This is a genomic window from Paenarthrobacter sp. JL.01a, from assembly GCF_025452095.1.
Taxonomy (GTDB): domain Bacteria; phylum Actinomycetota; class Actinomycetes; order Actinomycetales; family Micrococcaceae; genus Arthrobacter.
The window spans coordinates 3,158,124-3,184,580 of record NZ_CP104877.1 but is presented as its reverse complement, the minus strand read 5'-3'; the positions used below and the strand labels follow the sequence as shown (position 1 = coordinate 3,184,580).

The window sequence follows — 26,457 nt, the reverse complement described above, 5'->3', positions numbered from 1 at the left end:
CCGGATCAGCTCCCTCTTCCCGTAACCAAGACTTCAGAATTTAGAGAACAAGAGAGAACAGGGACCATATGTCCAGCGAATCCTCCTTCGGCCTCATGCAGATCGGCCTCGCCACCGCGGAAGACATCCGTGGCTGGTCTTACGGTGAGGTCAAGAAGCCGGAAACCATCAACTACCGCACGCTCAAGCCCGAGAAGGACGGCCTCTTCTGCGAGAAGATCTTCGGCCCGTCCCGCGACTGGGAATGCTACTGCGGCAAGTACAAGCGCGTCCGCTTCAAGGGCATCATTTGCGAGCGTTGTGGCGTTGAAGTCACCCGCGCCAAGGTGCGCCGTGAGCGCATGGGCCACATCGAACTGGCTGCGCCTGTAACGCACATCTGGTACTTCAAGGGCGTTCCCTCGCGCTTGGGTTACCTTTTGGACCTGGCACCGAAGGACCTTGAGAAGGTCATCTACTTCGCTGCCTACATGATCACCAGCGTTGACACCGAGAGCCGTCACGCCGAACTGCCGAACCTCCAGGTTGAGCACGACCTCGAGAAGAAGCAGATGATCGACAACCGCGACAGCGACATCGCCACGATCGCCCGCGACCTTGAAGACGAGCTTGCCCGTCTTGAAGGCGAAGGCGCCAAGGCTGCCGACAAGAAGAAGGCCCGCGACTCCGCGGACCGCCAGATGGCGAACGTCCGCAAGCGTGCCGACGCCGACATCGAGCGCCTTGAGCAGGTCTGGGACCGCTTCAAGAACCTCAAGGTTGCTGACCTTGAAGGCGACGAAGGCCTCTACCGCGAACTGCGCGACCGCTACGGTCTGTACTTCGAGGGCTCCATGGGTGCCGAGGCCATCAAGAAGCGCCTGGAAACCTTCGACATGCAGGCTGAGGCTGAGTCACTGCGCGACACCATCCAGAACGGCAAGGGCCAGCGCAAGACGCGTGCCCTGAAGCGCCTGAAGGTTGTCAACGCATTCCTGACCACCAACAACAGCCCGCTGGGCATGGTCCTCGACGCCGTCCCGGTGATCCCGCCGGAACTGCGCCCGATGGTCCAGCTCGATGGTGGCCGCTTCGCGACCTCCGACCTCAACGACCTCTACCGTCGTGTGATCAACCGCAACAACCGCCTCAAGCGCCTGCTTGACCTCGGTGCTCCGGAGATCATCGTCAACAACGAGAAGCGCATGCTTCAGGAAGCTGTTGACAGCCTCTTCGACAACGGTCGTCGTGGCCGCCCCGTCACGGGTCCGGGCAACCGTCCGCTGAAGTCCCTGAGCGACATGCTCAAGGGCAAGCAGGGTCGTTTCCGCCAGAACCTGCTCGGCAAGCGCGTCGACTACTCCGGCCGTTCGGTCATCGTTGTCGGCCCGCAGCTGAAGCTGCACCAGTGTGGTCTGCCCAAGCAGATGGCCCTGGAGCTCTTCAAGCCGTTCGTGATGAAGCGCCTGGTTGACCTCAACCACGCCCAGAACATCAAGTCGGCAAAGCGCATGGTCGAGCGTTACCGTCCGCAGGTCTGGGACGTGCTCGAAGAGATCATCACCGAACACCCGGTGCTGCTCAACCGTGCACCTACCCTGCACCGCCTCGGCATCCAGGCCTTCGAACCGCAGCTTGTGGAAGGCAAGGCAATCCAGCTTCACCCGCTGGTTTGTGGCGCCTTCAACGCTGACTTCGACGGCGACCAGATGGCAGTACACCTGCCGCTGAGCCCGGAAGCCCAGGCCGAAGCACGCATCCTGATGCTGTCCTCGAACAACATCCTGAAGCCCTCCGATGGCCGTCCGGTGACCCTGCCTTCGCAGGATATGATCATCGGTCTGTACCACCTGACCACCAAGCGCGTCGGTTCCGCCGGCGAAGGCCGCATCTTCTCCTCGGTTTCGGAAGCAATCATGGCGTACGACGCCCGTGAGCTGCACCTGAACTCCCAGGTCAAGATCCGCCTGGACGACTTCGTGCCGTTCGCTGGCTGGGAAGCTCCGGAAGGTTGGGAGCCCGGTCAGCCGGCTCTCGTTGAAACCTCCCTCGGCCAGGTCATCTTCAACCAGACCCTGCCTGAGGACTACCCCTGGGTTGAGGCTGTTGCGGACAAGGGCGAACTGTCCCGGATCGTCAACGACCTCGCAGAGCGCTACCCGAAGGTTGTTACGGCGGCAACGCTGGACAACCTGAAGGATGCAGGTTTCTACTGGGCCACCCGTTCGGGTGTCACGGTTGCTATCTCGGACATCGAGGTTCCGGCATCCAAGCCGGGTATCCTCGCCGGTTACGAGGGCATGGCCGCCAAGATCCAGGGCCAGTACGACAAGGGCCTGATCGACGACGACGAGCGTCGCCAGGAACTGATCGAGATCTGGAACAAGGCAACCAACGAGATCGCCCAGGCGATGCGCGACAGCCTGTCCCCGATGAACACCATCAACCGCATGGTGTCCTCCGGTGCACGTGGTAACTGGATGCAGGTCCGCCAGATCGCGGGTATCCGTGGTCTTGTGGCCAACCCGAAGGGTGAGATCATCCCGCGTCCGATCAAGTCCTCCTACCGCGAGGGCCTGTCGGTGTTGGAATACTTCATCGCCACGCACGGTGCCCGTAAGGGTCTGGCCGATACCGCTCTGCGTACCGCAAACTCGGGTTACCTGACCCGTCGTCTGGTGGACGTTTCGCAGGACGTTATCGTCCGTGAAGAGGACTGTGGCACCGAGCGCGGTCTGGTCACCCCGATCGCCGTGCCGGATTCCAACGGTGAGCTCGTCCTGGACGAGAACGTCGAGAACAGCGCCTACGCACGTACGCTGGCTGTCGACGTCGTCGATGCCCAGGGCAACGTCCTGGCTCCGGCCGGTACCGACTGCGGCGACGTCGTCATCGACCAGCTGCTGGCTGCAGGCATCACCGAGGTCAAGGTCCGCTCCGTACTCACCTGTGAGTCCAAGGTCGGCACCTGTGCACTGTGCTACGGCCGTTCCCTGGCCACCGGCAAGACCGTGGACATCGGCGAGGCCGTGGGCATCATCGCCGCACAGTCCATCGGTGAGCCCGGTACCCAGCTGACCATGCGTACGTTCCACACCGGTGGTGCTGTTTCTGCCGGTGGTGGCGACGACATCACCCAGGGTCTGCCCCGTATCCAGGAGCTCTTCGAAGCCCGTACTCCGAAGGGTGTCGCACCGATTGCTGAAGCAGCCGGCCGCATCACCATCGAAGAGTCCGAGCGCCAGATGCGCCTGGTGATCACTCCGGACGATGGTTCCGAAGAGATCGCCTACCCGGTACTGCGCCGTTCCCGCCTCCTCATCGAAGACGGCGAGCACGTAAGCGTCGGCCAGAAGCTGATCAACGGTCCGGTGGACCCGAAGCAGGTTCTGCGCATCATGGGTCCGCGTGCGGCACAGAAGTTCCTCGTGGACGAAGTGCAGGGCGTGTACCGCAGCCAGGGTATTGGTATCCACGACAAGCACGTCGAGGTTATCGTCCGCCAGATGCTGCGCCGCGTGACCGTTATCGAGTCCGGCGACTCCGACCTGCTCCCCGGTGAGCTGGCAGAGCGCGCCCGCTTCGAGGACGAGAACCGCCGCGTCGTGTCCGAGGGCAAGGCACCGGCTTCCGGCCGTCCGGAACTCATGGGTATCACCAAGGCTTCCTTGGCTACCGAGTCCTGGCTGTCGGCCGCTTCCTTCCAGGAGACCACCCGCGTCCTGACGCAGGCGGCCATGGAAGGCAAGAGCGATCCTCTGCTCGGCCTGAAGGAAAACGTCATCATCGGTAAGCTCATCCCGGCCGGTACGGGTCTGCCCCGCTACACAGAGGTCACTGTGGAGCCGACGGAAGAAGCAAAGGCAAGCCTGTTCACGGGCCCCAGCGCTTTCACCGACTTCTCCTATGACGCCCTGGGTGGCGACGGCGCTCCCGAGTTCCACGCCATCCCGCTGGATGACTACGATCTCGGCAACGACTTCCGCTGATCCGTTGCTTTGATGCTGTAAAGGACAGGCCCCGCACTTTCGAGTGCGGGGTCTGTCCCGTTTACGGCAATATGGCGCCTGGCTGACCGGGGGAGAGGAGGACGACGGCGGCAGCTGCGTTCCGCCGTCGTCCTCCATACACCCGATTAAGGCTCCAGATCAAGCCGTGCTAGACTTTTGGTAATTGTTCTGTGTGGCAGTGGATGAAGGCCGCCGCAGCATCATTTTGGTTTTGTTCTCATGGTGCTGGGTGGAGCCTGTTTCCGGGTTGCGGGCAACATGCGCAACGAATGCCGCACTTTTGCACGCCTACCGGAGTTTTCGGCCGGCTGCACGAACAACGCCAAAGTTCCCACGTTCACACAGGCTGGCGCCCGTGTGTGGGGGCAGAGATCAAACAACGGAGAACACGAAAGTGCCTACGATTAACCAGCTGGTCCGCAAGGGCCGCACGCCGAAGGTCTCCAAGACCAAGGCTCCCGCGCTGAAGGGCAGCCCGATGCGTCGCGGTGTTTGCACCCGCGTTTACACCACCACCCCCAAGAAGCCGAACTCGGCTCTTCGTAAGGTGGCACGTGTGCGCCTCAACGGTGGCGTGGAAGTTACCGCTTACATCCCCGGTGTTGGCCACAACCTCCAGGAGCACTCCATCGTGCTCGTTCGTGGTGGTCGTGTGAAGGACCTCCCGGGTGTCCGCTACAAGATTGTCCGTGGCGCACTCGACACCCAGGGTGTCAAGAACCGCAAGCAGGCCCGCAGCCGTTACGGCGCAAAGATGGAGAAGAAGTAATATGCCTCGCAAGGGTCCGGCCCCGAAGCGGCCGCTAGTTTCCGATCCCGTTTACGGCTCCCCGTTGGTCACGCAGCTGATCAACAAGGTTCTGGTTGACGGCAAGAAGTCCACCGCAGAGCGCATCGTTTACGGTGCCCTCGAAGGTGCACGTGCCAAGTCCGGCGGCGACCCCGTTGCCGCTCTCAAGAAGGCCATGGACAACGTCAAGCCTTCCCTCGAGGTGCGTTCACGCCGCGTTGGTGGCGCCACCTACCAGGTTCCGGTTGAGGTCAAGCCGGGCCGCTCCACCGCCCTCGCTCTGCGTTGGCTCGTGGGCTACTCCAAGGCCCGCCGGGAGAAGACCATGACCGAGCGCCTCCAGAACGAAATCCTGGATGCCTCGAACGGTCTCGGTGCCGCTGTCAAGCGTCGCGAAGACACCCACAAGATGGCCGAGTCGAACAAGGCCTTCGCACACTACCGCTGGTAAAACTTCCCGAACGCCGCCGGCTCCACCGAGCCGGCGGCGGACGTGTAGTCCATCCGAAAGGGAGACCCCGTGGCACAGGACGTGCTTACCGACCTTAACAAGGTCCGCAATATCGGCATCATGGCCCACATCGATGCCGGCAAGACCACCACTACCGAGCGCATCCTGTTCTACACGGGTGTGAACCACAAGATCGGCGAGACGCACGACGGCGCCTCGACGACTGACTGGATGGAACAGGAAAAGGAACGCGGCATCACCATCACGTCTGCCGCCGTGACTTGCTTCTGGAACCAGAACCAGATCAACATCATCGACACCCCGGGCCACGTGGACTTCACGGTCGAGGTTGAGCGCTCCCTGCGCGTCCTCGACGGCGCAGTCGCAGTGTTCGACGGCAAGGAAGGCGTGGAGCCGCAGTCCGAGACTGTTTGGCGCCAGGCTGACAAGTACAACGTTCCGCGTATCTGCTTCGTCAACAAGATGGACAAGCTGGGTGCCGACTTCTACTTCACCGTAGACACCATCATTTCCCGCCTCGGTGCCAAGCCGCTGGTCATGCAGCTGCCGATCGGTGCCGAGAACGACTTCATCGGTGTGGTTGACCTCCTCGAAATGCGCGCGCTGGTTTGGCCTGGCGACGCAAAGGGCGACGTCACCATGGGCGCTTCCTACGAAGTGCAGGAAATCCCGGCGGACCTCCAGGCCAAGGCCGAGGAGTACCGTGCACAGCTCGTTGAGACTGTGGCCGAGGCTTCCGAAGAACTCATGGAGAAGTACCTCGAAGGTGAAGAACTCACCCTTGAGGAACTCAAGGCCGGCATCCGCAAGATGACCATCAACTCCGAGCTGTACCCCGTGTTCTGTGGCTCTGCCTTCAAGAACCGCGGTGTCCAGCCGATGCTTGACGCTGTTGTCGACTTCCTGCCGAACCCGCTCGACGTCCCGCCCATGATCGGTCACGATCCCCGCGACGAAGAAAAGGAACTCACCCGTAAGCCTTCTGCCGACGAGCCGTTCTCGGCCCTCGCCTTCAAGATTGCTGCGCACCCGTTCTTCGGTCAGCTGACCTTCGTCCGCGTGTACTCCGGTCACGTTGAGGCCGGCGCCCAGGTGGTCAACTCCACCAAGGGCAAGAAGGAACGTATCGGCAAGCTGTTCCAGATGCACGCCAACAAGGAAATGCCTGTTGAGGGCGCTACCGCCGGCCACATCTACGCAGCCATCGGTCTGAAGGACACCACCACGGGTGACACCCTGTGCGATGCCAACAACCAGATCGTCCTGGAGTCCATGAGCTTCCCGGAGCCCGTGATCTCGGTTGCCATCGAGCCCAACACCAAGGGTGACCAGGAGAAGCTCTCCACGGCCATCCAGAAGCTCTCCGCTGAGGACCCGACCTTCCAGGTCTCCCTCAACGAAGACACGGGCCAGACCATCATCGCCGGCATGGGCGAGCTCCACCTGGACATCCTGGTGGACCGCATGCGCCGCGAATTCAAGGTCGAGGCAAACGTCGGCAAGCCGCAGGTTGCTTACCGCGAAACCATCAAGCGCGCAGTCGAGCGTCATGACTACACGCACAAGAAGCAGACCGGTGGTTCTGGTCAGTTCGCAAAGATCCAGATTGCGATCGAACCGATGGACACCGCTTCGGGCGAACTGTACGAGTTCGAGAACAAGGTCACTGGTGGCCGCGTTCCGCGCGAATACATCCCGTCTGTGGACGCCGGTATCCAGGATGCACTGAACGACGGCGTCCTGGCCGGTTACCCGGTTGTCGGCATCAAGGCCACGCTGATCGACGGCGCGTCCCACGATGTTGACTCCTCGGAAATGGCGTTCAAGATCGCCGGACGTATGGCTTTCAAGGAAGCTGCACGCAAGGCGAACCCTGTTCTGCTTGAACCGCTGATGGATGTTGAGGTCCGCACACCTGAGGAATACATGGGTGATGTTATTGGTGACCTGAACGCCCGCCGTGGCCAGATGCAGTCCATGGAAGACGCAGCAGGTGTGAAGGTTATCCGTGCACACGTTCCGCTGTCCGGCATGTTCGGTTACATCGGTGACCTTCGGTCCAAGACCCAGGGTCGCGCTGTGTACTCCATGACGTTCAACAGCTACGCGGAGGTCCCGAAGGCAGTAGCCGACGAGATCATCCAGAAAACCCGCGGCGAGTAATCTCCCGGTAACGGATGCAATTCCGGTATCGGGAAGGCATCTAAGCGCATGAGGCGGGGCTGTGGCGAGAGCCGCAGCCCGGCCCCTGCGCAAACAGACTCGAGGAACTATTATTGGTTCCTGAATCTGCAATTTCATCAAAACCAAGCCCCCAAGTAGACTTGCTAAAGTTTCTGCCGCGAAAAGCGCGGCCGAGGAGCACTTCACTTGAAATCGTTCTAGGAGGAACCTGTGGCAAAGGCAAAGTTCGAGCGGACTAAGCCGCACGTCAACATCGGCACCATTGGTCACGTTGACCACGGTAAGACGACGCTGACTGCCGCCATTTCCAAGGTGCTGTACGACCAGTACCCGGATCTCAACGAGCAGCGCGACTTCGCGTCGATCGACTCCGCTCCGGAAGAGCGCCAGCGTGGTATTACCATCAACATCTCCCACGTGGAGTACCAGACCGAAAAGCGCCACTACGCACACGTAGACGCCCCGGGTCACGCTGACTACATCAAGAACATGATCACCGGTGCTGCCCAGATGGACGGCGCAATCCTCGTGGTTGCCGCAACCGATGGTCCGATGGCTCAGACCCGTGAGCACGTTCTGCTCGCCCGCCAGGTTGGTGTTCCCTACCTGCTGGTCGCACTGAACAAGTCCGACATGGTTGATGACGAAGAACTCCTCGACCTCGTCGAAATGGAAGTTCGTGAGCTCCTGAGCTCGCAGGGCTTCGATGGCGATGAGGCTCCGGTTGTTCGCGTTTCCGGCCTCAAGGCTCTGGAAGGCGACCCGGTTTGGGTCAAGTCCGTCCAGGACCTGATGGCAGCTGTCGACGAGTCCGTTCCGGACCCCGTACGTGACCGCGACAAGCCGTTCCTGATGCCGATCGAAGACGTCTTCACGATCACCGGTCGTGGCACCGTTGTTACGGGCCGCGCCGAGCGTGGAACCCTCGCCATCAACTCCGAGGTCGAGATCGTCGGCATCCGCCCGGTCCAGAAGACCACGGTTACCGGTATCGAGATGTTCCACAAGCAGCTCGACGAAGCATGGGCCGGCGAGAACTGTGGCCTCCTGCTCCGTGGTCTGAAGCGCGACGATGTCGAGCGTGGCCAGGTTGTCGTCAAGCCGGGTTCCATCACCCCGCACACCGACTTCGAGGCCAACGTCTACATCCTGTCCAAGGACGAAGGCGGACGTCACAACCCGTTCTACTCCAACTACCGCCCGCAGTTCTACTTCCGTACCACGGACGTAACCGGCGTTATCACCCTGCCGGAAGGCACGGAAATGGTTATGCCTGGCGACAACACTGAGATGACCGTTGCGCTCATCCAGCCGATCGCTATGGAAGAGGGCCTCGGCTTCGCTATCCGCGAAGGCGGCCGCACCGTTGGTTCGGGACGTGTCACCAAGATCATCAAGTAGTCATTGCTTGTAGATCGGTGATTTCCCGGCATAGCCGGTAGATTGCTCGGAAGAACCCCATCGCTTCTGCGGTGGGGTTCTTCTTTGCTATCATTTATCTATCGAATGGATAAAAGCTGACTCTTAGCCAGTGACACCGAGGAGCTGCCGTGAACGCCCTGCTGATTGTGATGCTGCTTGCGATAACTGCAGTGGTCAGTAACGCAGTGGGCCGGAGGCAGGGGCACAAGACGGCGCTCCGGGCCGGCGCCCCATCCGGTATCACGGATCCTCAGTCCTACCACGCGGGTTTCCTGGCAGGGCATATCGCTGGATGGCGGGACGCTGAGGCCAAACGGCAGGGGAGTGGTCCAATGACGGCACCACCTCAACCCGAGCCGACACGGCCAGGGCCTGTCCGGCCAGCTCCTGTCTGGCCAGCCCCACTTCCGGCAGCCCCGCTCACGCCAGCGCCGCCTCGGCCCACCGCAGTCGGTGTTCCCGTCCAGGGTCCACCCGTCACGCGGGAGTCACCAGCGGAGGTGGCCGCGCGGAAGGCCAAGCGGGACCAGCAGAACATCAACATCACACTGTACGTCGCGAGCCTCCTGTTGGTTGCCGCGGGTGCACTGTTCGTGGGAACCAGCCTTCCGCAGTTCTTGCGCTTTGCAGGAATCTGGTTCATCACGGCGCTGTTCTATGTGTCCGGACTGGTCATCCATGCCAAGGTCCCGCGCTTGCGACCCGCGGCTACGGCCTTCGTTGGAACCGGACTTGCACTCATTCCGGTCACCGGCCTGGCCATGTACAACTTTGTGCTCCACAGTGGCCCCAGCGCGTGGTTGGTCACATCGTTGCTGGGAACCGCCCTCTATGCCTATACGGCGGTGAGGTTGGACAACAAGGTCTTGGCCTATTTGTCGCTCAGCTTCGTGGTTTCGACCGCGTGGTCCGGCGTCTCCATTCTCGGCGGAGCACTCGTTTGGTACTTCACGGCCATGATCGGTGTTGCCGTACTCCTCACGCTGGCAGCACTGCTGCGACCTCGCTGGATACCGCCTTTGTACGTTCGACCGTTGATGACGCTCCACCCGTACGTTGTGCCGTTGGTTGCGTTGGCGGTGACGGTGACTCCGCACCTCCTGGCCAAGGGCCAGTACGCACTGGTCATGCTGATGTGTGGCCTCTACTTCGCCGTGATGGGCGCCATCCCAAGGGCGCGGTTCAGGATCCAGCACGCCTACGCTGCTCGGCTTGCCTTGACCCTGGCGCTGGCGGGGTTGGTCTGGGATCTCACGGCCGATGTCAGTACGGTACTTTTTGCCGCCGTCCTTTCCCTGGGTGTCCAAGCCCTTGGGGTGGCCTTCGCAGGTTCAAGGTTTGCTCCGCGTCTCTGGTGGAACGATTCTTTGTCCTGCCTGGCCCTGCAGTTGGTTGTCTCCAGCATCCTGACGGTAGTGCTGGGGTTTGGCGCCTTCGATTTGCCTGTCCACGTTCCGTTGGCGGTGACCATGCTGACGGCTATGTGTCTGGGCTGGAAGCTGCGTCATGGTGTTGAGTTTTCCCCCGCGGGTGTCCTTGTAGCGGCCTTGGCGTTCAGTCCGTGGCTGGGTGCCTGGCCTATCACGATTCTCCTGATCTCCGCCGCGATATTCTGGTTCCTGTTGACGATTGCAACGACCGACTACCGCCGGCAGCTCGTCTTTGCGGGGCGGATTGCCCTGACGGCCGCTGCGCCGGCCGCGGTGGCCGCCGTGTTCGAAAGCAGTCCGGACAGACTTACTTTCTCGCTGGCGGCGTTCGTGGCCGCGTCGGCGTTGCAGCAGTTGGTGAATGGGGTCCTTGCAGCCAGCGGAACCAAAGTTCTGGCACCGCAGTCTTCCATTGTGGGGTTCGGTACAGCTGCAATGGTGGGGCTGCTGGCGCTGTCGGCGTTCGACCACAGTCCAGGTCGCGTCTTCGTCGCCGTGGCGCTGCTGTGGGTCCTGGGTGCCGGGGTGGTGTCCGGGTTCTTGTTGTTCCATGGTTCCCGAAATGCCCGGACCGGGTCCGCTTCATGGGTACCCACGGTGGAGGAAGTACTCGCCCCGGCAACGGCTTTGCTGACAGGAATTCTTGCCGTTGCCACCGTTTCGTTGACCGTGGGAAACGCGGTTCTCCTGGTTGCCGTGGCCTACTTATGCACAACTGCCCTGCGGATCAGCCGCCCATTCCACCGGCACGTGTATTGGTGGTTGGTGCGGGCCGGCGGCACGCTCCTGGCGGCATCTGCCTATGCCGATGCCACGGACCACGGCTGGCATGTCGTTCTTGCAGGCGAGATCCCATCAGTCCCTTTGGTGGTCGCGGTTGCGGCCGCCCTGCAACTGGCCCTTCCCTTGAGCGGAGCCAGCCGGCGCCGGTCCCCGACGGCGCCGATGATCGACGCTGCCGTGGTGCTTGGAGTGATGGCTGTGGCCACGATTGTCCTCACTGTGGACGGGCGAGTGGTGCACCGTTTCCTGCACGAGGGCTGGCAGCCCGGTGTCGCGGCGTTGGCCACTGCCCTTGCCGCCATACTGTGCGGCGTGACCCTGCGCCGCCACCTTGGCGCGTGGCTCTTCGCCCCAGCAACGTGTGCGCTTCTTCTGCTCGTCCGGGCCGGTGACGTCCGCGACGTCGAGATCCTGTTGGGACTCTTTGCCGCCTACAGCACTTTCATGGCGGGCACCGCCCTGGACCGGGCGCTTCGTGGTGGATACCTGATCGGTGCCCGCGTACTGTTCACGGCTTTCGTGGCACTCGTGGTTTCCGATGCCACGGAATCTGCAGTGGCCGTAACCATTGCACTGGCTTTGGTCCTTTTGGTTCAGCACGGTGTCACGTTGCTCTTGCGCTCTTCCAGGGCGGACGTCGCGTTCCAGGGTGGCACAGTCGTGGCAACGTTGGGTGCCCAGCTCCTCCTTCCGTTGGGCTACTTGGCTGCCGGGGATTACGACGGCGGTGGCCGTTGGGTGGTCATGTTCGGGTTGCTGCTGGTCCCGGCGTCCGCTGCCTTGGCGTGGCGTTTGGTGGGTACGCGGGTAGGCCGATCAGTGCCCGGCCTCCAGGGGCTTGTAGCGGCATACCTGAGCGTGGTCGCTGTCATTGCCGTAGTGATCGCAGCGGGTCCGGCACTTCGCTTCCAGAATGCCACGTGGCTCTATCAACCACTGCTGGACAGGTCACAGGTGCCCGTAGTTTTGCTGGGACTGGCACTGGTGCCCGTTGTTACCCGGGCCCTGACTGCCCGGCGACCTGGCCGCGCTGCGGGGGTTGGTACCGCCTGGCGTTGGTTCTGGCTGGTGTCCTCCCTGGCCATGGTGTTCACAGGCGGATTGTTGGCACTCACTGTTTCTGCTGGACTCAGCGGTTTGTCTGTCCTTGTGCTGGCGGTTGTCCTGTTTGCAGCCTCGCATCTGGAACGGCTGCCGTCTCTCTACGCAGCGGCTGCACCTTCCGTGCTGGTTGGTGCGGTACCCGCCGTCGGGGGTTTGCTGGAGGGCCTGCCGGCCGGAGTCTGGACTGACTTTGCCGCCTGGCTGGTGGGTGCCGTGGGTTCCGCCGTGCTCCTGTACGCCGTCAAGGTGTTGGGAGGTCCGGCCATCAGAAGCGAGCTCTGGCGCCAGCGGGCCTTGGCTGCCACGGCCGCCGTGGCTCTCGCGTCGTCGGCCGTGGTGGGAATGCGGCACGACGAAACGTCCCTGGTGGCCTTCGGGCTGGTGCTCGCGCTGGGCGCGCTTGTGGTGGCCGAGGTCCCGCAGGGCAAATGGCTTGCCGGCGAAGTGGCGGCATTGGCATCCGTAGCCGCACTGCAACGGGCGGTCCTGTTTGTCGACGGGGCCAGGCCGGACTGGTTCTGGACAGTGCAGTGGTATGTGGCAGCAGCTGCTTTTATGGCAGGCCTGCGCTATATCAAAGGCCAGCGCCGGGATGGCTTGTGGCGACTGTGCGCGGGGGCAGGGATTCTGTCCTTGACGTCGGTGGCAACCATCTTCGGTGGCACCCCCGCCCAGCAGCTGTACGTTCTGGTGGCCCACGTGGTGCTGCTGGCTGCGGGACTTGTGGTGGCCGACCGAATCCCGGTCGTTTGGGGCGCTATTGGCGTGGTGCTGAGCATCCTGTGGGCGCTTCGCACGTATGCCTTCGCCATGCTGGCGCTCGTGGCAGTGGGGCTTATCGTCCTCGCTGTATGGCGATTGAACCGCAAGCCACCCGCAGGTTCCGAAGGGCAGCCCGAAAGCGGGGTCGCCGACAACCCAGCCTCCTCCCAAGGCTATGGCGGCATCCGCTAGGCTTGCAGTTCAAGGAGAGGAGCGCGATATGGAATTCCTGATTTTCCTGGCAGTCGTAGCTGCCATTGGTGGTGCCGTGCTGTGGGGACGCAAGAATTTCCGGCAGGAGATCGACAGGGCCAAGCGCATCCGCCGGGCCAACAAGAACCAGTAGCTTCCCGGTTCGGCAATCCGCCGCGCGCAACTGTAGCCGCGATTTAACTGCCTTGGGCTAGATCATCTGCCGGCGGGCGTGTGCCAAAGCCCGGAACCAGTGGAACGATTCCTTCGGGGTCCGTTCCAAGGTCTCGAAGTCCACATGGACCAGGCCGAACCGCTGCGAGTAGCCCGCTGCCCACTCGAAGTTGTCCAGCAGTGTCCACACGTAGTACCCGCGCAGATCCACACCTTCGGCCTCGCCGCCCGGGCCGGTCGCCGTCACGGCGTGTCCAAGGTGCTCGGCCAGATATGTGATGCGGTTGGTGTCCTGGATGGCCCCGTCCACGTGGGCCGGCTCCGGAAAGCTGGCGCCGCCCTCCGTGATGTACACAGGGGGCAAGGCAGAGCCATACCGCTGTTTCATTTCCTGGAGTACCGTAGCCAACTGCTCAGGGGCCTCGGGCCAGCCAAAACCGGTGGTTTCGTACTCCTGGTAGGCGGCCAGGTGGAACGGAACATTGCCCATCTCTTCCGCCTGCCCTGTGGGAATCTCGGCAGGCCCGCGTCCGGAAGCTACCTTGATGGGGTAGTAGTAGTTCAGCCCATAGAAATCCAAGGGCTGGCTGATCGTCTCAAGGTCGCCGTCGAGCACCGGGCCTAACGAGCGGAACCAGGGCCAGAGGGGAAGCGACGGCTTGGGGTATTGGCCCAGCAGGACAGCATCGGCGTATATGCGGTTCAGGATCAAGTCCAGTGCCTCGGCCATCAGGCGGTCCGAAAGGCGGTTGCTCGCCGGCCGGACCGGGGAGTGCATGTTGGACAGCCCTATCTGTCCCTTGACCCCTTCTGCCCGGAGTGCTTTGACAGCCAACCCATGGCCCAAGAGCTGGTGATGTGCTGCGGGAAGGCAGTCGAAAAGGAGCTGGCGGCCAGGGGCGTGTGCCCCCAGGGCGTAACCTTGCAGGGTCACTGAGACGGGTTCGTTCACTGTGACCCAATGGTAGACGCGGTCCCCAAAGTGGCGGGCCGCGATGGCGGCATATTCGGCGAGCCGCTGGGACGTGTCCCGGTTCATCCATCCGCCCGCATGCTCCAGGGGGAGCGGGGTATCCCAGTGGTAAAGGGTGACCATGGGGGAGATGCCTGCCGCCAGGAGCTTGTCCAGCAGGCGGTCGTAGAAGTCCAGTCCGCGCTGGTTGACGGCACCCTGGCCGTCCGGCTGGATCCTTGGCCAGGAAAGCGACAGACGGTACGAGTCGACGCCGAGCTCCTGCATGAGGGCGATGTCCTCATCCGAACGGTTGTAGTGGTCGCACGCGACGGCGGGGGAGCCGCCGTCGACTATTGCTCCCGGCTTTTCCGCGAACGCATCCCAACCCGAGGGGCCGCGTCCGTCGGCCGTGAGGGAACCTTCGATCTGGAAGGCGGCAGCTGCGACTCCCAGCGTGAAACCAGGCCGCAGGCGCGCAGCGAGATCTTCCACTGAGCCTGAATCCTGGACGGACATGCCACCATCATCCCCAGTTGGCGGGGGTCGGGCAATGGCCATTCAGGGCCCGATTGGCCTTTGCTCCGGATTTCCGCCATACTGGTTGAGTTGTTCAAGCGCTTCTTCGTGTCCCGATCCGGATAATGCCGGGTGTCAGGGTCCAGGTTGAAGCCCAAACATAACCCTGAACCCCATGGAATGCGGTCGAGTCTGCGTGGAAATCGCGACACGCCCGACCGCGGGGGTCGGTGCGCCGGCAGGTTGAGGAACCCGGAATATCCGGATTCAGCTTGTGCGGCGTGTGGTGGTAATACCTCAAACGCCTCGGCGGCCACATCAACAGGTAAGTAAACAGAGCAGCCCTAACTAGAGCAGCACTAGCTGAAAGAGAGTCAGGCGACATGGCGGGACAAAAAATCCGCATCCGGCTGAAGTCATATGACCACGAGGTCATTGATGTTTCAGCGCGGAAGATCGTTGAGACGGTCACGCGCGCAGGCGCAACGGTAGTCGGCCCGGTGCCGCTGCCCACGGAGAAGAACGTTTACTGCGTTATTCGCTCTCCTCACAAGTACAAGGACAGCCGTGAGCACTTCGAAATGCGTACTCACAAGCGTCTGATCGACATCATCGACCCCACGCCGAAGGCCGTTGACTCGCTTATGCGTCTCGACCTGCCTGCAGACGTGAACATCGAAATCAAGCTCTAGGGAGGTGCTGAGAGACTATGACCGCAACCCGTAACGTAAAGGGCCTGCTGGGCACGAAGCTCGGCATGACCCAGGTCTGGGACGAGAACAACAAGCTCATCCCGGTAACTGTCGTCCAGGCTGACTCCAACGTCATCACGCAGCTGCGCAACGCAGACGTCGATGGCTACGTCGCCGTCCAGATCGGCTACGGCCAGATCGACCCCCGCAAGGTCACCAAGCCGCTGGCTGGTCACTTTGAAAAGGCTGGCGTCACCCCTCGCCGCCACGTCGTCGAACTGCGTACCGCAGACGCCGCATCCTACGAGCTGGGCCAGGAGCTCTCTGTTGAGATCTTCGAAGCCGGCCAGAAGATCGACGTCGTCGGCACCTCCAAGGGTAAGGGCTTCGCCGGTGTTATGAAGCGTCACGGCTTCTCCGGTGTTGGCGCTTCCCACGGTGCCCACAAGAACCACCGTAAGCCTGGCTCCATCGGTGGCGCATCCACCCCGAGCCGCGTCTTCAAGGGCCTGAAAATGGCCGGCCGCATGGGCGCCGAGCGTCACACCACGCTGAACCTCACGGTTCACGCTGTTGACGTTGAGAAGTCGCTGCTCCTTATCAAGGGTGCCGTCCCCGGCGCCCGCGGCCAGGTCGTACTCGTACGTTCCGCCGTGAAGGGAGCCTAGTTCAATGACTAGCACTGTCAAGGTTGACCTGCCTGCAGAGATCTTCGACGTCCAGACCAACGTGCCGCTGCTGCACCAGGTCGTCGTCGCACAGCTCGCTGCTGCACGCCAGGGTACCCACAAGACGAAGACCCGCGCTGAGGTTTCCGGTGCAGGTCGCAAGCCGTTCAAGCAGAAGGGCACCGGCCGCGCCCGTCAGGGTTCCATCCGTGCTCCTCACATGACCGGCGGTGGCGTTGTCCACGGTCCGACACCTCGTGACTACAGCCAGCGCACCCCCAAGAAGATGAAGGCTGCTGCTCTGCGCGGTGCCCTGTCTGACCGCGCCCGCAACGGCCGCATCCACGTCATCGCTGAACTGGTCGCCGGCACCAAGCCGTCCGCCAAGGACGCACTGGCTTCGCTGCGCTCCGTCACCGAGCGCAAGAACCTGCTCGTCGTTATCGAGCGCGCCAACGATGTTGCTGCACTGTCCGTGCGCAACCTCCAGGATGTTCACGTTCTGTACGCAGACCAGCTGAACACCTACGACGTGCTCATCTCCGACGACGTGGTCTTCACCAAGGCTGCTTTCGAGGCGTTCGTCGCTGACAAGGCAAAGAACGAGGAGGCCTCCAAGTGAGCGTAACCACCATCAAGGATCCGCGCGACGTCGTGCTTGCACCCGTCGTATCGGAAAAGAGCTACGGTCTGATCGACGAAGGCAAGTACACCTTCCTGGTGGACCCTCGCTCGAACAAGACCGAGATCAAGCTGGCCGTTGAGAAGATCTTCTCGGTCAAAGTTGACTCGATCAACACCATCAACCGTGCCGGTAAGCGCAAGCGCACCAAATTCGGCTGGGGACAGCGCAAGAGCACCAAGCGTGCGATTGTCACCCTCAAAGAAGGCACAATCGACATCTTCGGCGGTCCGCTCGCGTAGCGGAGACCACTTTAACGAGGAAATAAATTATGGGAATCCGTAAATACAAGCCGACTACCCCGGGCCGCCGCGGCTCGAGCGTAGCCGACTTTGCTGAAATCACGCGATCGACTCCGGAAAAGTCGTTGCTGCGTCCGCTGCACAAGACCGGCGGCCGTAACAACACCGGTAAGATCACCACCCGTCACAAGGGTGGTGGGCACAAGCGCCAGTACCGTCTGATCGACTTCCGTCGTCACGACAAAGACGGCATCAACGCCCGCGTAGCCGAAATTGAGTACGATCCGAACCGTACGGCACGTATCGCTCTCCTGCACTACGTTGATGGCACCAAGCGTTACATCATCGCCCCCAACAAGCTGTCCCAGGGTGACTTCGTCGAGGCTGGTCCCGACGCTGACATCAAGCCGGGCAACAACCTGCCGCTGCGCAACATCCCGGTTGGTACCGTAATCCACGCAGTTGAACTGCGTCCGGGTGGCGGCGCCAAGATGGCCCGTTCCGCAGGTGCTTCGGTACAGCTCGTCGCAAAGGAAGGCCGTTTCGCCCAGCTGCGTCTGCCCTCCGGTGAAATCCGCAACGTTGACGTGCGCTGCCGCGCAACCGTCGGCGAGGTCGGCAACGCCGAGCAGTCGAACATCAACTGGGGCAAGGCCGGCCGTATGCGCTGGAAGGGCGTTCGCCCGACCGTCCGTGGTGTAGCTATGAACCCGGTTGACCACCCGCACGGTGGTGGTGAAGGTAAGACTTCCGGTGGACGTCACCCGGTTAACCCGAACGGCAAGCCCGAGGGCCGTACCCGCCGTCCGAACAAAGAGAGCGACAAGCTTATTGTTCGTCGCCGCCGTACTGGCAAGAACAAGCGATAGGAGCCTGGACACATGCCACGCAGCCTGAAAAAAGGTCCTTTCGTTGACCAGCACCTCTTTGTGAAGGTCGCACGGGAAAACGATAAGGGCACCAAGAACGTCATCAAGACCTGGTCCCGTCGTTCGATGATCATCCCCGACATGCTCGGGCACACGATCGCCGTACACGACGGACGCAAGCACATCCCGGTGTTTGTCACTGAGTCGATGGTCGGGCACAAGCTCGGCGAATTCGCTCCCACGCGGACATTCCGCGGCCATGTTAAGGACGACCGTAAGGGCAAGCGCCGCTAAGGCGCCTGACTTTACGTCTTAGACGAGAGAAGGAAAGCAATGGAAGCCAAGGCTATTGCGCGTCACATCCGCGTAACGCCTATGAAGGCCCGGCGCGTCGTCAACCTTGTTCGTGGTAAGCAAGCGAATGAGGCTCTGGCAATTCTGAAGTTTGCCCCGCAGGCAGCTTCGGAGCCGGTATTCAAGGTACTTCAGTCGGCAATGGCCAACGCACGCGTCCTCGCGGACCGTGACGGCGTTGCATTCGACGACAGCGACCTGTTCATCAGCGAAGCATTCGTTGACGAAGGCCCGACCATGAAGCGGTTCCAGCCGCGTGCCCAGGGCCGCGCCTACCGCATCAGGAAGCGGACCAGCCACATCACTTTGGTCGTGGCAACCCCGGAGAAAGAGGAGGCTCGCTAAGTGGGACAGAAAGTAAACCCGCACGGGTTCCGACTCGGCATCACCACCGACCACGTTTCGCACTGGTTCGCTGACAGCACCAAGCCCGGACAGCGCTACAAGGACTTCGTCCGCGAGGACATCAAGATCCGTCAGCTCATGTCCACCGGCATGGAGCGCGCCGGTATCGCCAAGGTCGAGATCGAGCGCACCCGTGACCGTGTCCGCGTGGATATCCACACGGCACGCCCGGGTATCGTTATCGGCCGCCGCGGCGCCGAAGCAGACCGCATCCGCGGCGAGCTCGAAAAGCTCACCGGCAAGCAGGTCCAGCTGAACATCCTCGAGGTCAAGAACCCCGAGATGGAAGCACAGCTTGTTGCCCAGGGCATCGCTGAGCAGCTGACTTCCCGCGTGGCTTTCCGCCGTGCGATGAAGAAGGCAATGCAGTCGGCACAGCGCGTTGGTGCCAAGGGCATCCGTGTTGCTTGCTCGGGCCGTCTGGGTGGCGCAGAAATGTCCCGCTCGGAGTTCTACCGCGAAGGCCGTGTGCCCCTGCACACCCTCCGTGCGAACATCGACTACGGCTTCTACGAAGCCAAGACCACCTTCGGCCGCATCGGTGTGAAGGTTTGGATCTACAAGGGTGACGTAACCGCCAAGGAACTGGCCCAGCAGGCAGCTGCTGCTCCGTCCCGTGGCCGTGCAGGAGACCGTCCGGGCCGCCCGGGTGGCGACCGCCGTCGTCGTAACGACCGTCCGGCAGCTGAGGCAGCACCTGCTGCCGTTGAAGCACCGGCCGCTGAAGCTGCTGCTCCTGCAGCAGAAGGAGGACAGGCTTAAATGCTTATCCCACGTCGAGTCAAGCACCGTAAGCAGCACCACCCGGGTCGTTCCGGCGCTGCTACGGGCGGCACCAAGGTCAGCTTCGGTGAGTACGGTATCCAGGCCCTGAGCCCGGCATACGTTACCAACCGTCAGATCGAGTCCGCTCGTATCGCGATGACCCGCCACATCAAGCGTGGCGGTAAGGTCTGGATCAACATCTACCCGGACCGTCCGCTGACGAAGAAGCCTGCTGAAACCCGTATGGGTTCCGGTAAGGGTTCTCCGGAATGGTGGGTCGCAAACGTCAAGCCGGGCCGGGTTCTCTTCGAACTCTCCGGTGTCAATGAAGAGGTAGCTCGCGAGGCCCTGCGCCTGGCAATCCACAAGCTGCCGTTGAAGGCACGCATTGTGCGTCGCGAAGGTGGTGAATAGAAATGGCAGTAGGGTCGAAGGATCTCGCACCCGCACAGCTGGACGGTTTCGACAACGAGCGTCTCGTTGAAGAACTCCGCAAGTCCAAGGAAGAGCTGTTCAACCTGCGTTTCCAGTCCGCCACCGGACAGCTGGAGAACCACGGTCGCCTGCGCGCGGTAAAGAAGGACATCGCACGCATCTACACCGTTCTCCGTGAGCGCGAGCTGGGCATTCGTGCCGAGGTTGCCGCACCGGTTGTGGAAGCCAAGGAAGAAAAGAAGTCCAAGAAGGCTGCCAAGGCTGAAAAGGCCGAGGTTGAAGCTGGAGAGGACGCCAAGTGAGCGAGAAGGAAAACGTGACGGAAGCAGCAGCCAGCGCTGAACAGCGCGGTTACCGTAAGACGCGTCGCGGCTACGTTGTCTCCGACAAGATGGAAAAGACCATCGTTGTCGAGGTTGAAGACCGCGTGAAGCACGCTCTGTACGGCAAGGTTATTCGCCGCACCTCGAAGATCAAGGCTCACGACGAGCAGAACACCGCCGGCATCGGCGACCTCGTTCTGATCGCCGAGACCCGCCCGCTGTCCGCTACCAAGCGGTTCCGCCTGGTGGAGATCCTCGAAAAGGCCAAGTAAATCCGCCGCCGGGCCCGCCCGGCATGGATTCACTGGAAAGGTCCGCATTCCCTACGGAATGCGGACCTTTCCGCTTTCCTGCCCGTTTCGGTCGAAGGCTGGAAACGTGCTAGGATATTGAGTTTGTATGGCGCCATTAGTGCGTCGTCAACCACCTCGTAAACAATCGTGCCGCTGCATACTGCCCCGCGCAGAGTTTTCTGCAAGGGAAGCTGATGCTCGTGGCACGGGCGTTTAGGCCTGTTCTGGCAAAATCCAGGCAGGTCAAGAGACACCCCGATCAACCGTTCCGCAAGGCTCATTCCGTATGCATGATTTCGGTCTGAGAACCGGCGCGACGCAAGGAGTAGAAATTGATTCAGCAGGAGTCGCGACTGAAGGTCGCCGACAACACGGGTGCTAAGGAAATCCTTACCATTCGCGTTCTCGGTGGATCCGGCCGTCGCTACGCAGGCATCGGTGACGTCATCGTCGCCACCGTCAAGGACGCTATCCCTGGCGGAAACGTAAAGAAGGGTGACGTCGTCAAGGCCGTCATCGTTCGTACCAAGAAGGAACGCCGCCGTGCGGATGGTTCCTACATCAAGTTTGACGAGAACGCAGCTGTGATCCTGAAGAACGACGGGGACCCCCGCGGTACCCGTATCTTCGGCCCGGTTGGTCGTGAACTTCGCGACAAGAAGTTCATGAAGATCGTTTCGCTGGCCCCGGAGGTGCTCTAGTCCATGGCTAAGATCAAGAAGGGTGACCTCGTTCAGGTCATCACCGGCGCCAAGCAGGAACGCGGCGGCGACCGCGGCAAGCAGGGCAAGGTCCTGCGCGTATTCCCTGACACCAACCGCGTGCTGGTAGAGGGAATCAACCGCGTCACCAAGCACACCAAGGTTGGACAGTCGCAGCGCGGCACCAAGACCGGCGGCATCGAGGTTGTTGAAGCCCCGATCCACGTCTCCAACGTTGCTCTGGTAGACCCGTCGACCAAGAAGCCGACCCGCGTTGGTTTCCGTCTCGACACCGTTGAGAAGGACGGCCGTACCAAGACCGTTCGCATCCGCGTGTCCAAGGCCACCGGGAAGGACATCTAATGACTGAGACTCTCGAGACTCCAGTGAAGATCGTTCCGCGTCTGAAGACGAAGTACGCAGAGACCATCAAGAAGTCGCTGCAGGACGAATTCAACTACGCGAACGTGAACCAGGTTCCCCGCCTGGTGAAGGTTGTTGTGAACATGGGTGTTGGAGATGCCGCTAAGGACTCCAAGCTGATCGACGGCGCTGTCCGCGACCTCACCCTGATCACCGGCCAGAAGCCGCAGGTAACCAAGGCCCGCAAGTCGATCGCACAGTTCAAGCTGCGTGAAGGCATGCCGATCGGTGCACACGCAACTCTGCGTGGCGACCGCATGTGGGAATTCGTGGATCGTCTGGTTTCGCTGGCTCTGCCGCGTATCCGTGACTTCCGCGGCCTCAACGGCAAGCAGTTCGACGGTAACGGAAACTACACCTTCGGTCTGACCGAGCAGGTTATGTTCCACGAAATCGACCAGGACTCCATCGACCGCGTTCGCGGTATGGACATCACGGTTGTAACTACCGCCAAGACCGACGACGAAGGCCGCGCGCTGCTCAAGGCGCTTGGTTTCCCGTTCAAGACCGAAAACTAACTACGTGACAGGTCCGTCCGCGCAGGTTCGTAAGAACACGCGCAGCGGAAACCGGTACGAGGAAGGGCTATAGCCCAAATGACTATGACAGATCCTGTCGCAGACATGCTCACGCGTCTGCGCAATGCAAACTCGGCATACCACGACTCCGTGTCCATGCCGTACAGCAAACTGAAGGCACGCGTTGCCGACATCCTCAAGGCTGAAGGCTTCATTGCCGGCTGGAAGGAAGAGGACGCAGAGGTTGGCAAGAAGCTGACCATCGACCTGAAGTTCGGTCCGAACCGCGAGCGTTCCATCGCTGGCGTCCGCCGCATCTCCAAGCCGGGTCTCCGCGTTTACGCGAAGTCCACCAACCTGCCTCACGTGCTGGGTGGCCTGGGTATCGCAATCCTGTCCACCTCTTCCGGCCTCCTGACTGACAAGCAGGCCGGTAAGAAGGGCGTGGGCGGCGAAGTCCTCGCGTACGTCTGGTAACGGGAAAGGAAGAGAATAATGTCACGTATTGGACGTCTCCCCATCACCGTTCCTGCCGGAGTTGAGGTCAAGCTCGATGGCTCCGTCATCAGCGTCAAGGGTTCCAAGGGCGAGCTGAGCCACACTGTTGCCAGCCCGATCGAGGTCTCCCTGGAAGAGAACACTCTCACGGTCACCCGCCCGAACGACGAGCGCAACTCGCGTTCGCTGCACGGCCTGACCCGCACCCTGATCGCCAACATGATCCAGGGCGTTACCGAGGGCTACGAGAAGAAGCTTGAAATCGTTGGTACCGGTTACCGCGTTCAGGCCAAGGGTTCTGACCTGGAGTTCGCTCTGGGCTTCAGCCACCCGGTCAACGTCTCTGCACCCGAAGGCATCACCTTCGTAGTAGAGGGTCCGACCAAGCTCTCTGTTGCGGGTATTAACAAGCAGCAGGTCGGCGAGGTTGCTGCCAACATTCGCAAGCTGCGCAAGCCCGACCCCTACAAGGGCAAGGGTGTCCGTTACGCCGGCGAAGTCATCCGCCGCAAGGTCGGAAAGGCTGGTAAGTAAACCATGGCCATCGCAATTAACAAGAAGCGTACGAACAAGAGCAAGTCGGCTGCACGCAACCGTCGCCAGCTTCGTATCCGCAAGCGCATCAGCGGCACGGCTGTACGTCCTCGTCTGGTCGTCAACCGTTCGGCACGCCACATCTTCGTCCAGGTTGTCGATGACAGCAAGGGTGTAACCGTGGCTTACGCTTCCACTTTGGAAGCTGACCTTCGCGCGCTTGACGGAGACAAGACTGCCAAGGCCAAGCGCGTTGGCGAGCTCGTTGCAGAGCGCGCAAAGGCTGCAGGCATTGAGGCTGTTGTCTTCGACCGTGGCGGTAACAAGTACCACGGCCGCATCGCCGCCGTCGCTGACGGTGCTCGCGAAGGTGGGCTGGCACTGTGACCGTTGAAAATAACGAAAAGGACATTCAGGTGACTGAAGCTGTAGCTGCTGAAGCAACTGAGACCGCACCCGCTACCGATGACCGCCGCGGCGGACGTCGTGGCGAGCGTGGCGACCGTGGCCAGGGCCGCGGCGACCGTGGTGGCCGTGGTGGCCGCGACGGCGGTCGTGAAGCCGAGAAGAGCCAGTTCGTAGAGCGCGTTGTCACCATCAACCGCGTTGCCAAGGTGGTCAAGGGTGGTCGTCGCTTCAGCTTCACCGCTCTGGTCGTCGTCGGTGACGGCAACGGTCTGGTCGGCGTTGGCTACGGCAAGGCCAAGGAAGTTCCCGCTGCTATCGCAAAGGGCGTAGAAGAGGCCAAGAAGTCCTTCTTCCGCGTTCCCCGCGTTGGCAACACCATCCCGCACCGTGTGCAGGGTGAGGCTGCTGCAGGCGTTGTCCTGCTGCGTCCGGCTTCCGCCGGTACCGGTGTTATCGCCGGTGGTCCGGTCCGCGCGGTATTGGAGTGCGTGGGTATCCACGACATCCTCTCCAAGTCGCTCGGTTCTTCCAACGCGATCAACATCGTTCACGCGACCGTTGACGCTCTGAAGCAGCTCGAAGAGCCCGCTTCCGTGGCTGCCCGCCGTGGCCTGCCGCTGGACGAGGTTGCTCCTGCTGCTCTGGTGCGCGCGCTCCAGAACCAGAAGGCAGGTGTTTAGTCATGGCTAAGAACCTGACTCCCTCCGACGCCAAGTTGGAGATCACCCAGATCAAGGGCGTCATCGGCGCCAAGCAGAACCAGATCGCTACCCTTCGGTCCCTCGGCCTCAAGCGCATCGGACACACCGTTGTCCGTACCGCTGACGCTGTAACCGTCGGTTACCTGAACACGGTTCCGCACCTCGTGAATGTAGAGGAGGCGAAGTAATGGCAGAGAACCAGACCGCCGCAGAGGCTGCTGAGAAGCAGAACGCTCTGAAGGTCCACCACCTGCGTCCCGCCCCGGGTGCCAAGACCGCCAAGACCCGTGTTGGTCGTGGTGAAGGCTCCAAGGGTAAGACCGCTGGTCGCGGTACCAAGGGTACGAAGGCCCGCTACCAGGTAAAGGCTGGCTTTGCCGGCGGCCAGCTGCCGCTGCACATGCGCCTGCCGAAGCTGCGCGGCTTCAAGAACCCGTTCCGGGTTGAGTTCCAGGTTGTTAACCTGGAGAAGCTCAACGAGCTCTTCCCGGAAGGTGGCACCGTCACCGTTGAATCCCTGGTTGAAAAGGGCGCCGTTCGCAAGAACCAGCCCGTGAAGGTGCTCGGCACCGGCGACATCACCGTAAAGGTCGACGTCACCGCCCACGCCTTCTCTTCCAGCGCTTCGGAAAAGATCGCTGCAGCAGGCGGATCCACCACCACCCTCTAAGGGTTTGTGGGGCATCAGCCCACTGTCATAAAGAATCCCGGTATGCGGGGCTTCGGCCCCGGATACCGGGATTTTTTTCGTGGTTGTGGACTCCCGATTATTACGACGGCGTCACAAGCAGTTAGACTCGGTTGTTGGGTTTCATTGAGCCCGACCACATCCTTGTACTTTCTACTCAGGAGGACGCTTGCTAAGCGCATTCGGCCGGGCGTTTCGGACGCCTGATTTGCGACGCAAGTTGTTGTTCACGCTGGGAATCATCACAATCTTCCGCTTGGGAGCTTTCATCCCCTCGCCTGGTGTGAACTACCAGAATGTCCAGCAATGCTTGAACAACGGTGACACCTCGCAGGGCATCTACCAGTTGGTGAACTTGTTCAGCGGCGGCGCGTTGCTGCAGGTCTCGATCTTCGCCCTGGGCATCATGCCCTACATCACGGCGAGCATCATCGTGCAGTTGCTCCGGGTGGTTATTCCCCGGTTCCAGCAGCTTTACGAAGAGGGTTCCTCGGGACAGTCCAAGCTGACGCAGTACACCCGGTACCTCACCATCGCCCTGGGTCTGCTGAACGCCACTACCTTGGTGTCCCTGGCCCGGTCCGGGCAGCTGCTTCCCGGCTGTAACCTGCCGATCATCCCCGATGAGAGCATCATCACCACCCTCCTGATCATCATCACGCTGACAGCAGGCACCGGCCTGATCATGTGGATGGGTGAGCTTGTCACCGAGCGCGGTGTCGGCAACGGCATGTCCCTGCTGATCTTCACCTCCATCGCAGCCGGCTTCCCCCGCTCACTGGGCTCCATCTGGGAGACCAAGGGCCCGGGCACCTTCTTCATCGTTCTGGCCATCGGTCTTCTTACGGTTGCCCTTGTGGTCTTCGTTGAGCAGTCGCAGCGCCGTGTTCCGGTGCAGTACGCCAAGCGCATGATCGGCCGCCGCACTGTTGGCGGTACCAGTACCTACATCCCCATCAAGGTGAACATGGCCGGCGTCGTGCCTGTCATCTTCGCTTCCTCCATGCTTTACCTGCCCGGCTTGATTTCGCAGTTCAACCAGCCGAAGCCAGGGGAGCAGATGGCTCCATGGGTTGAGTGGATCAACAACAACCTCACCCGTGGCGACCATCCCATTTACATGGCGCTTTACTTCGCCATGATTGTGTTCTTCACCTACTTCTACGTGGCCATCACCTTCAACCCTGAAGAAGTGTCGGACAACATGAAGAAGTACGGCGGGTTCATTCCGGGCATCCGGGCGGGTAAACCGACCGCGGACTACCTGCAGTACGTGCTCTCCAGGATTACTTTGCCGGGAGCCCTCTACCTGGGCTTCGTGGCGTTGATTCCGCTGGTCGCACTTGTCCTGATCAACGCCAACCAGAACTTCCCGTTCGGTGGCACGTCAATCCTGATCATGGTGGGTGTTGGCCTGGAGACCGTCAAGCAGATTGATGCGCAGCTACAACAACGTCACTACGAAGGGCTTTTGCGATGACGAGA

The 26,457-nt window shown here is 61.4% G+C and carries 29 protein-coding genes; 28 read left to right on the top strand and 1 reads right to left on the bottom strand.

Going from position 1 to position 26,457, the window contains the following annotated elements:
* Positions 1–68: 68 nt before the first annotated feature.
* The 7 genes from N5P29_RS14965 (at position 69) to N5P29_RS14935 (ending at position 13,282) form a co-directional block, all read left to right on the top strand.
* On the top strand, positions 69–3,968 hold the full coding sequence (locus tag N5P29_RS14965) for a DNA-directed RNA polymerase subunit beta' (protein ID WP_262275618.1): 3,900 nt from the start codon (positions 69–71) through the stop codon (positions 3,966–3,968).
* Between the two features lie 415 nt (positions 3,969–4,383).
* Positions 4,384–4,758: a 30S ribosomal protein S12 gene (rpsL, locus tag N5P29_RS14960; protein WP_009358312.1), complete on the top strand. Its 375-nt coding sequence runs from the start codon at positions 4,384–4,386 to the stop codon at positions 4,756–4,758.
* Between the two features lies 1 nt (position 4,759).
* Positions 4,760–5,230 carry a 30S ribosomal protein S7 gene (gene rpsG / locus N5P29_RS14955; protein ID WP_003803829.1) on the top strand — a complete coding sequence of 157 codons (471 nt, stop codon included), beginning with the start codon at positions 4,760–4,762 and terminating at the stop codon, positions 5,228–5,230.
* Positions 5,231–5,299: 69 nt separating this feature from the next.
* Positions 5,300–7,414 carry an elongation factor G gene (gene fusA, locus N5P29_RS14950; RefSeq protein ID WP_144659413.1) on the top strand — a complete coding sequence of 705 codons (2,115 nt, stop codon included), beginning with the start codon at positions 5,300–5,302 and terminating at the stop codon, positions 7,412–7,414.
* Between the two features lie 231 nt (positions 7,415–7,645).
* The gene (gene tuf / locus N5P29_RS14945) at positions 7,646–8,836 is read left to right on the top strand and encodes an elongation factor Tu (protein ID WP_144659414.1); all 1,191 of its coding nucleotides are present in this window, start codon (positions 7,646–7,648) and stop codon (positions 8,834–8,836) included.
* 521 nt (positions 8,837–9,357) lie between these two features.
* Positions 9,358–13,128, top strand: coding sequence for a hypothetical protein (locus N5P29_RS14940; RefSeq protein WP_262275617.1), 3,771 nt, complete (start codon positions 9,358–9,360; stop codon positions 13,126–13,128).
* A gap of 28 nt (positions 13,129–13,156) precedes the next feature.
* Positions 13,157–13,282, top strand: coding sequence for a hypothetical protein (locus N5P29_RS14935; protein WP_262275616.1), 126 nt, complete (start codon positions 13,157–13,159; stop codon positions 13,280–13,282).
* Between the two features lie 57 nt (positions 13,283–13,339).
* Here N5P29_RS14935 and N5P29_RS14930 read toward each other — a convergent pair whose 3' ends face one another.
* Positions 13,340–14,773 (bottom strand): GH1 family beta-glucosidase, encoded by a 1,434-nt coding sequence (locus N5P29_RS14930; RefSeq protein ID WP_262275615.1) that lies wholly within the window; start codon positions 14,771–14,773, stop codon positions 13,340–13,342.
* Positions 14,774–15,156: 383 nt separating this feature from the next.
* On the opposite strand from N5P29_RS14930, the gene rpsJ reads away from it, so the two are divergent.
* The 21 genes from rpsJ to secY all read left to right on the top strand — a co-directional run bounded on the left by rpsJ (position 15,157) and on the right by secY (position 26,452).
* Entirely contained in the window at positions 15,157–15,465 is a 309-nt protein-coding gene (rpsJ, locus tag N5P29_RS14925) for a 30S ribosomal protein S10 (protein WP_003803825.1), read from the top strand.
* Positions 15,466–15,482: 17 nt separating this feature from the next.
* On the top strand, positions 15,483–16,133 hold the full coding sequence (rplC, locus tag N5P29_RS14920; RefSeq protein WP_144659417.1) for a 50S ribosomal protein L3: 651 nt from the start codon (positions 15,483–15,485) through the stop codon (positions 16,131–16,133).
* A gap of 4 nt (positions 16,134–16,137) precedes the next feature.
* Entirely contained in the window at positions 16,138–16,755 is a 618-nt protein-coding gene (gene rplD, locus N5P29_RS14915) for a 50S ribosomal protein L4 (RefSeq protein ID WP_018776684.1), read from the top strand.
* A complete protein-coding gene (gene rplW, locus N5P29_RS14910; protein WP_011775593.1) occupies positions 16,752–17,057 on the top strand; it encodes a 50S ribosomal protein L23 in 306 nt (101 codons plus the stop codon). Before rplD ends, rplW begins: the two co-directional genes overlap by 4 nt.
* Positions 17,058–17,086: 29 nt before the next feature.
* Positions 17,087–17,926: a 50S ribosomal protein L2 gene (gene rplB / locus N5P29_RS14905; protein ID WP_021472409.1), complete on the top strand. Its 840-nt coding sequence runs from the start codon at positions 17,087–17,089 to the stop codon at positions 17,924–17,926.
* 12 nt (positions 17,927–17,938) lie between these two features.
* Complete coding sequence (rpsS, locus tag N5P29_RS14900) at positions 17,939–18,220, top strand: 30S ribosomal protein S19 (RefSeq protein WP_011775591.1); 282 nt, start codon at positions 17,939–17,941, stop codon at positions 18,218–18,220.
* Positions 18,221–18,259: 39 nt separating this feature from the next.
* Entirely contained in the window at positions 18,260–18,625 is a 366-nt protein-coding gene (rplV, locus tag N5P29_RS14895; protein ID WP_018776683.1) for a 50S ribosomal protein L22, read from the top strand.
* Complete coding sequence (gene rpsC, locus N5P29_RS14890; RefSeq protein WP_262275614.1) at positions 18,626–19,447, top strand: 30S ribosomal protein S3; 822 nt, start codon at positions 18,626–18,628, stop codon at positions 19,445–19,447.
* A complete protein-coding gene (gene rplP / locus N5P29_RS14885; RefSeq protein WP_003803795.1) occupies positions 19,448–19,864 on the top strand; it encodes a 50S ribosomal protein L16 in 417 nt (138 codons plus the stop codon). It abuts the gene before it with no gap.
* A gap of 2 nt (positions 19,865–19,866) precedes the next feature.
* The gene (rpmC, locus tag N5P29_RS21020) at positions 19,867–20,187 is read left to right on the top strand and encodes a 50S ribosomal protein L29 (RefSeq protein ID WP_014922387.1); all 321 of its coding nucleotides are present in this window, start codon (positions 19,867–19,869) and stop codon (positions 20,185–20,187) included.
* Entirely contained in the window at positions 20,184–20,480 is a 297-nt protein-coding gene (rpsQ, locus tag N5P29_RS14875; protein ID WP_144659419.1) for a 30S ribosomal protein S17, read from the top strand. The genes rpmC and rpsQ overlap by 4 nt, the downstream gene beginning before the upstream one ends.
* Positions 20,481–20,833: 353 nt before the next feature.
* Positions 20,834–21,202 (top strand): 50S ribosomal protein L14, encoded by a 369-nt coding sequence (rplN, locus tag N5P29_RS14870; RefSeq protein WP_003803789.1) that lies wholly within the window; start codon positions 20,834–20,836, stop codon positions 21,200–21,202.
* A 3-nt stretch (positions 21,203–21,205) separates the two neighbouring features.
* Entirely contained in the window at positions 21,206–21,565 is a 360-nt protein-coding gene (rplX, locus tag N5P29_RS14865; protein ID WP_144659420.1) for a 50S ribosomal protein L24, read from the top strand.
* The gene (gene rplE, locus N5P29_RS14860; protein WP_144659421.1) at positions 21,565–22,143 is read left to right on the top strand and encodes a 50S ribosomal protein L5; all 579 of its coding nucleotides are present in this window, start codon (positions 21,565–21,567) and stop codon (positions 22,141–22,143) included. The genes rplX and rplE overlap by 1 nt, the downstream gene beginning before the upstream one ends.
* 78 nt (positions 22,144–22,221) lie before the next feature.
* Positions 22,222–22,620, top strand: a complete 399-nt coding sequence (gene rpsH / locus N5P29_RS14855) for a 30S ribosomal protein S8 (RefSeq protein WP_003803767.1) — start codon at positions 22,222–22,224, stop codon at positions 22,618–22,620.
* Positions 22,621–22,638: 18 nt separating this feature from the next.
* Positions 22,639–23,175: a 50S ribosomal protein L6 gene (gene rplF / locus N5P29_RS14850; RefSeq protein ID WP_144659422.1), complete on the top strand. Its 537-nt coding sequence runs from the start codon at positions 22,639–22,641 to the stop codon at positions 23,173–23,175.
* Positions 23,176–23,178: 3 nt separating this feature from the next.
* The gene (rplR, locus tag N5P29_RS14845) at positions 23,179–23,562 is read left to right on the top strand and encodes a 50S ribosomal protein L18 (protein ID WP_262275613.1); all 384 of its coding nucleotides are present in this window, start codon (positions 23,179–23,181) and stop codon (positions 23,560–23,562) included.
* A gap of 29 nt (positions 23,563–23,591) precedes the next feature.
* Entirely contained in the window at positions 23,592–24,263 is a 672-nt protein-coding gene (gene rpsE / locus N5P29_RS14840; protein ID WP_186313505.1) for a 30S ribosomal protein S5, read from the top strand.
* A 2-nt stretch (positions 24,264–24,265) separates the two neighbouring features.
* Positions 24,266–24,472: a 50S ribosomal protein L30 gene (gene rpmD / locus N5P29_RS14835; RefSeq protein WP_144659425.1), complete on the top strand. Its 207-nt coding sequence runs from the start codon at positions 24,266–24,268 to the stop codon at positions 24,470–24,472.
* Positions 24,472–24,954, top strand: a complete 483-nt coding sequence (gene rplO, locus N5P29_RS14830) for a 50S ribosomal protein L15 (protein WP_262275612.1) — start codon at positions 24,472–24,474, stop codon at positions 24,952–24,954. The genes rpmD and rplO overlap by 1 nt, the downstream gene beginning before the upstream one ends.
* A gap of 187 nt (positions 24,955–25,141) precedes the next feature.
* Positions 25,142–26,452: a preprotein translocase subunit SecY gene (gene secY, locus N5P29_RS14825; protein WP_144659427.1), complete on the top strand. Its 1,311-nt coding sequence runs from the start codon at positions 25,142–25,144 to the stop codon at positions 26,450–26,452.
* The last annotated feature ends 5 nt before the right edge of the window (positions 26,453–26,457 follow it).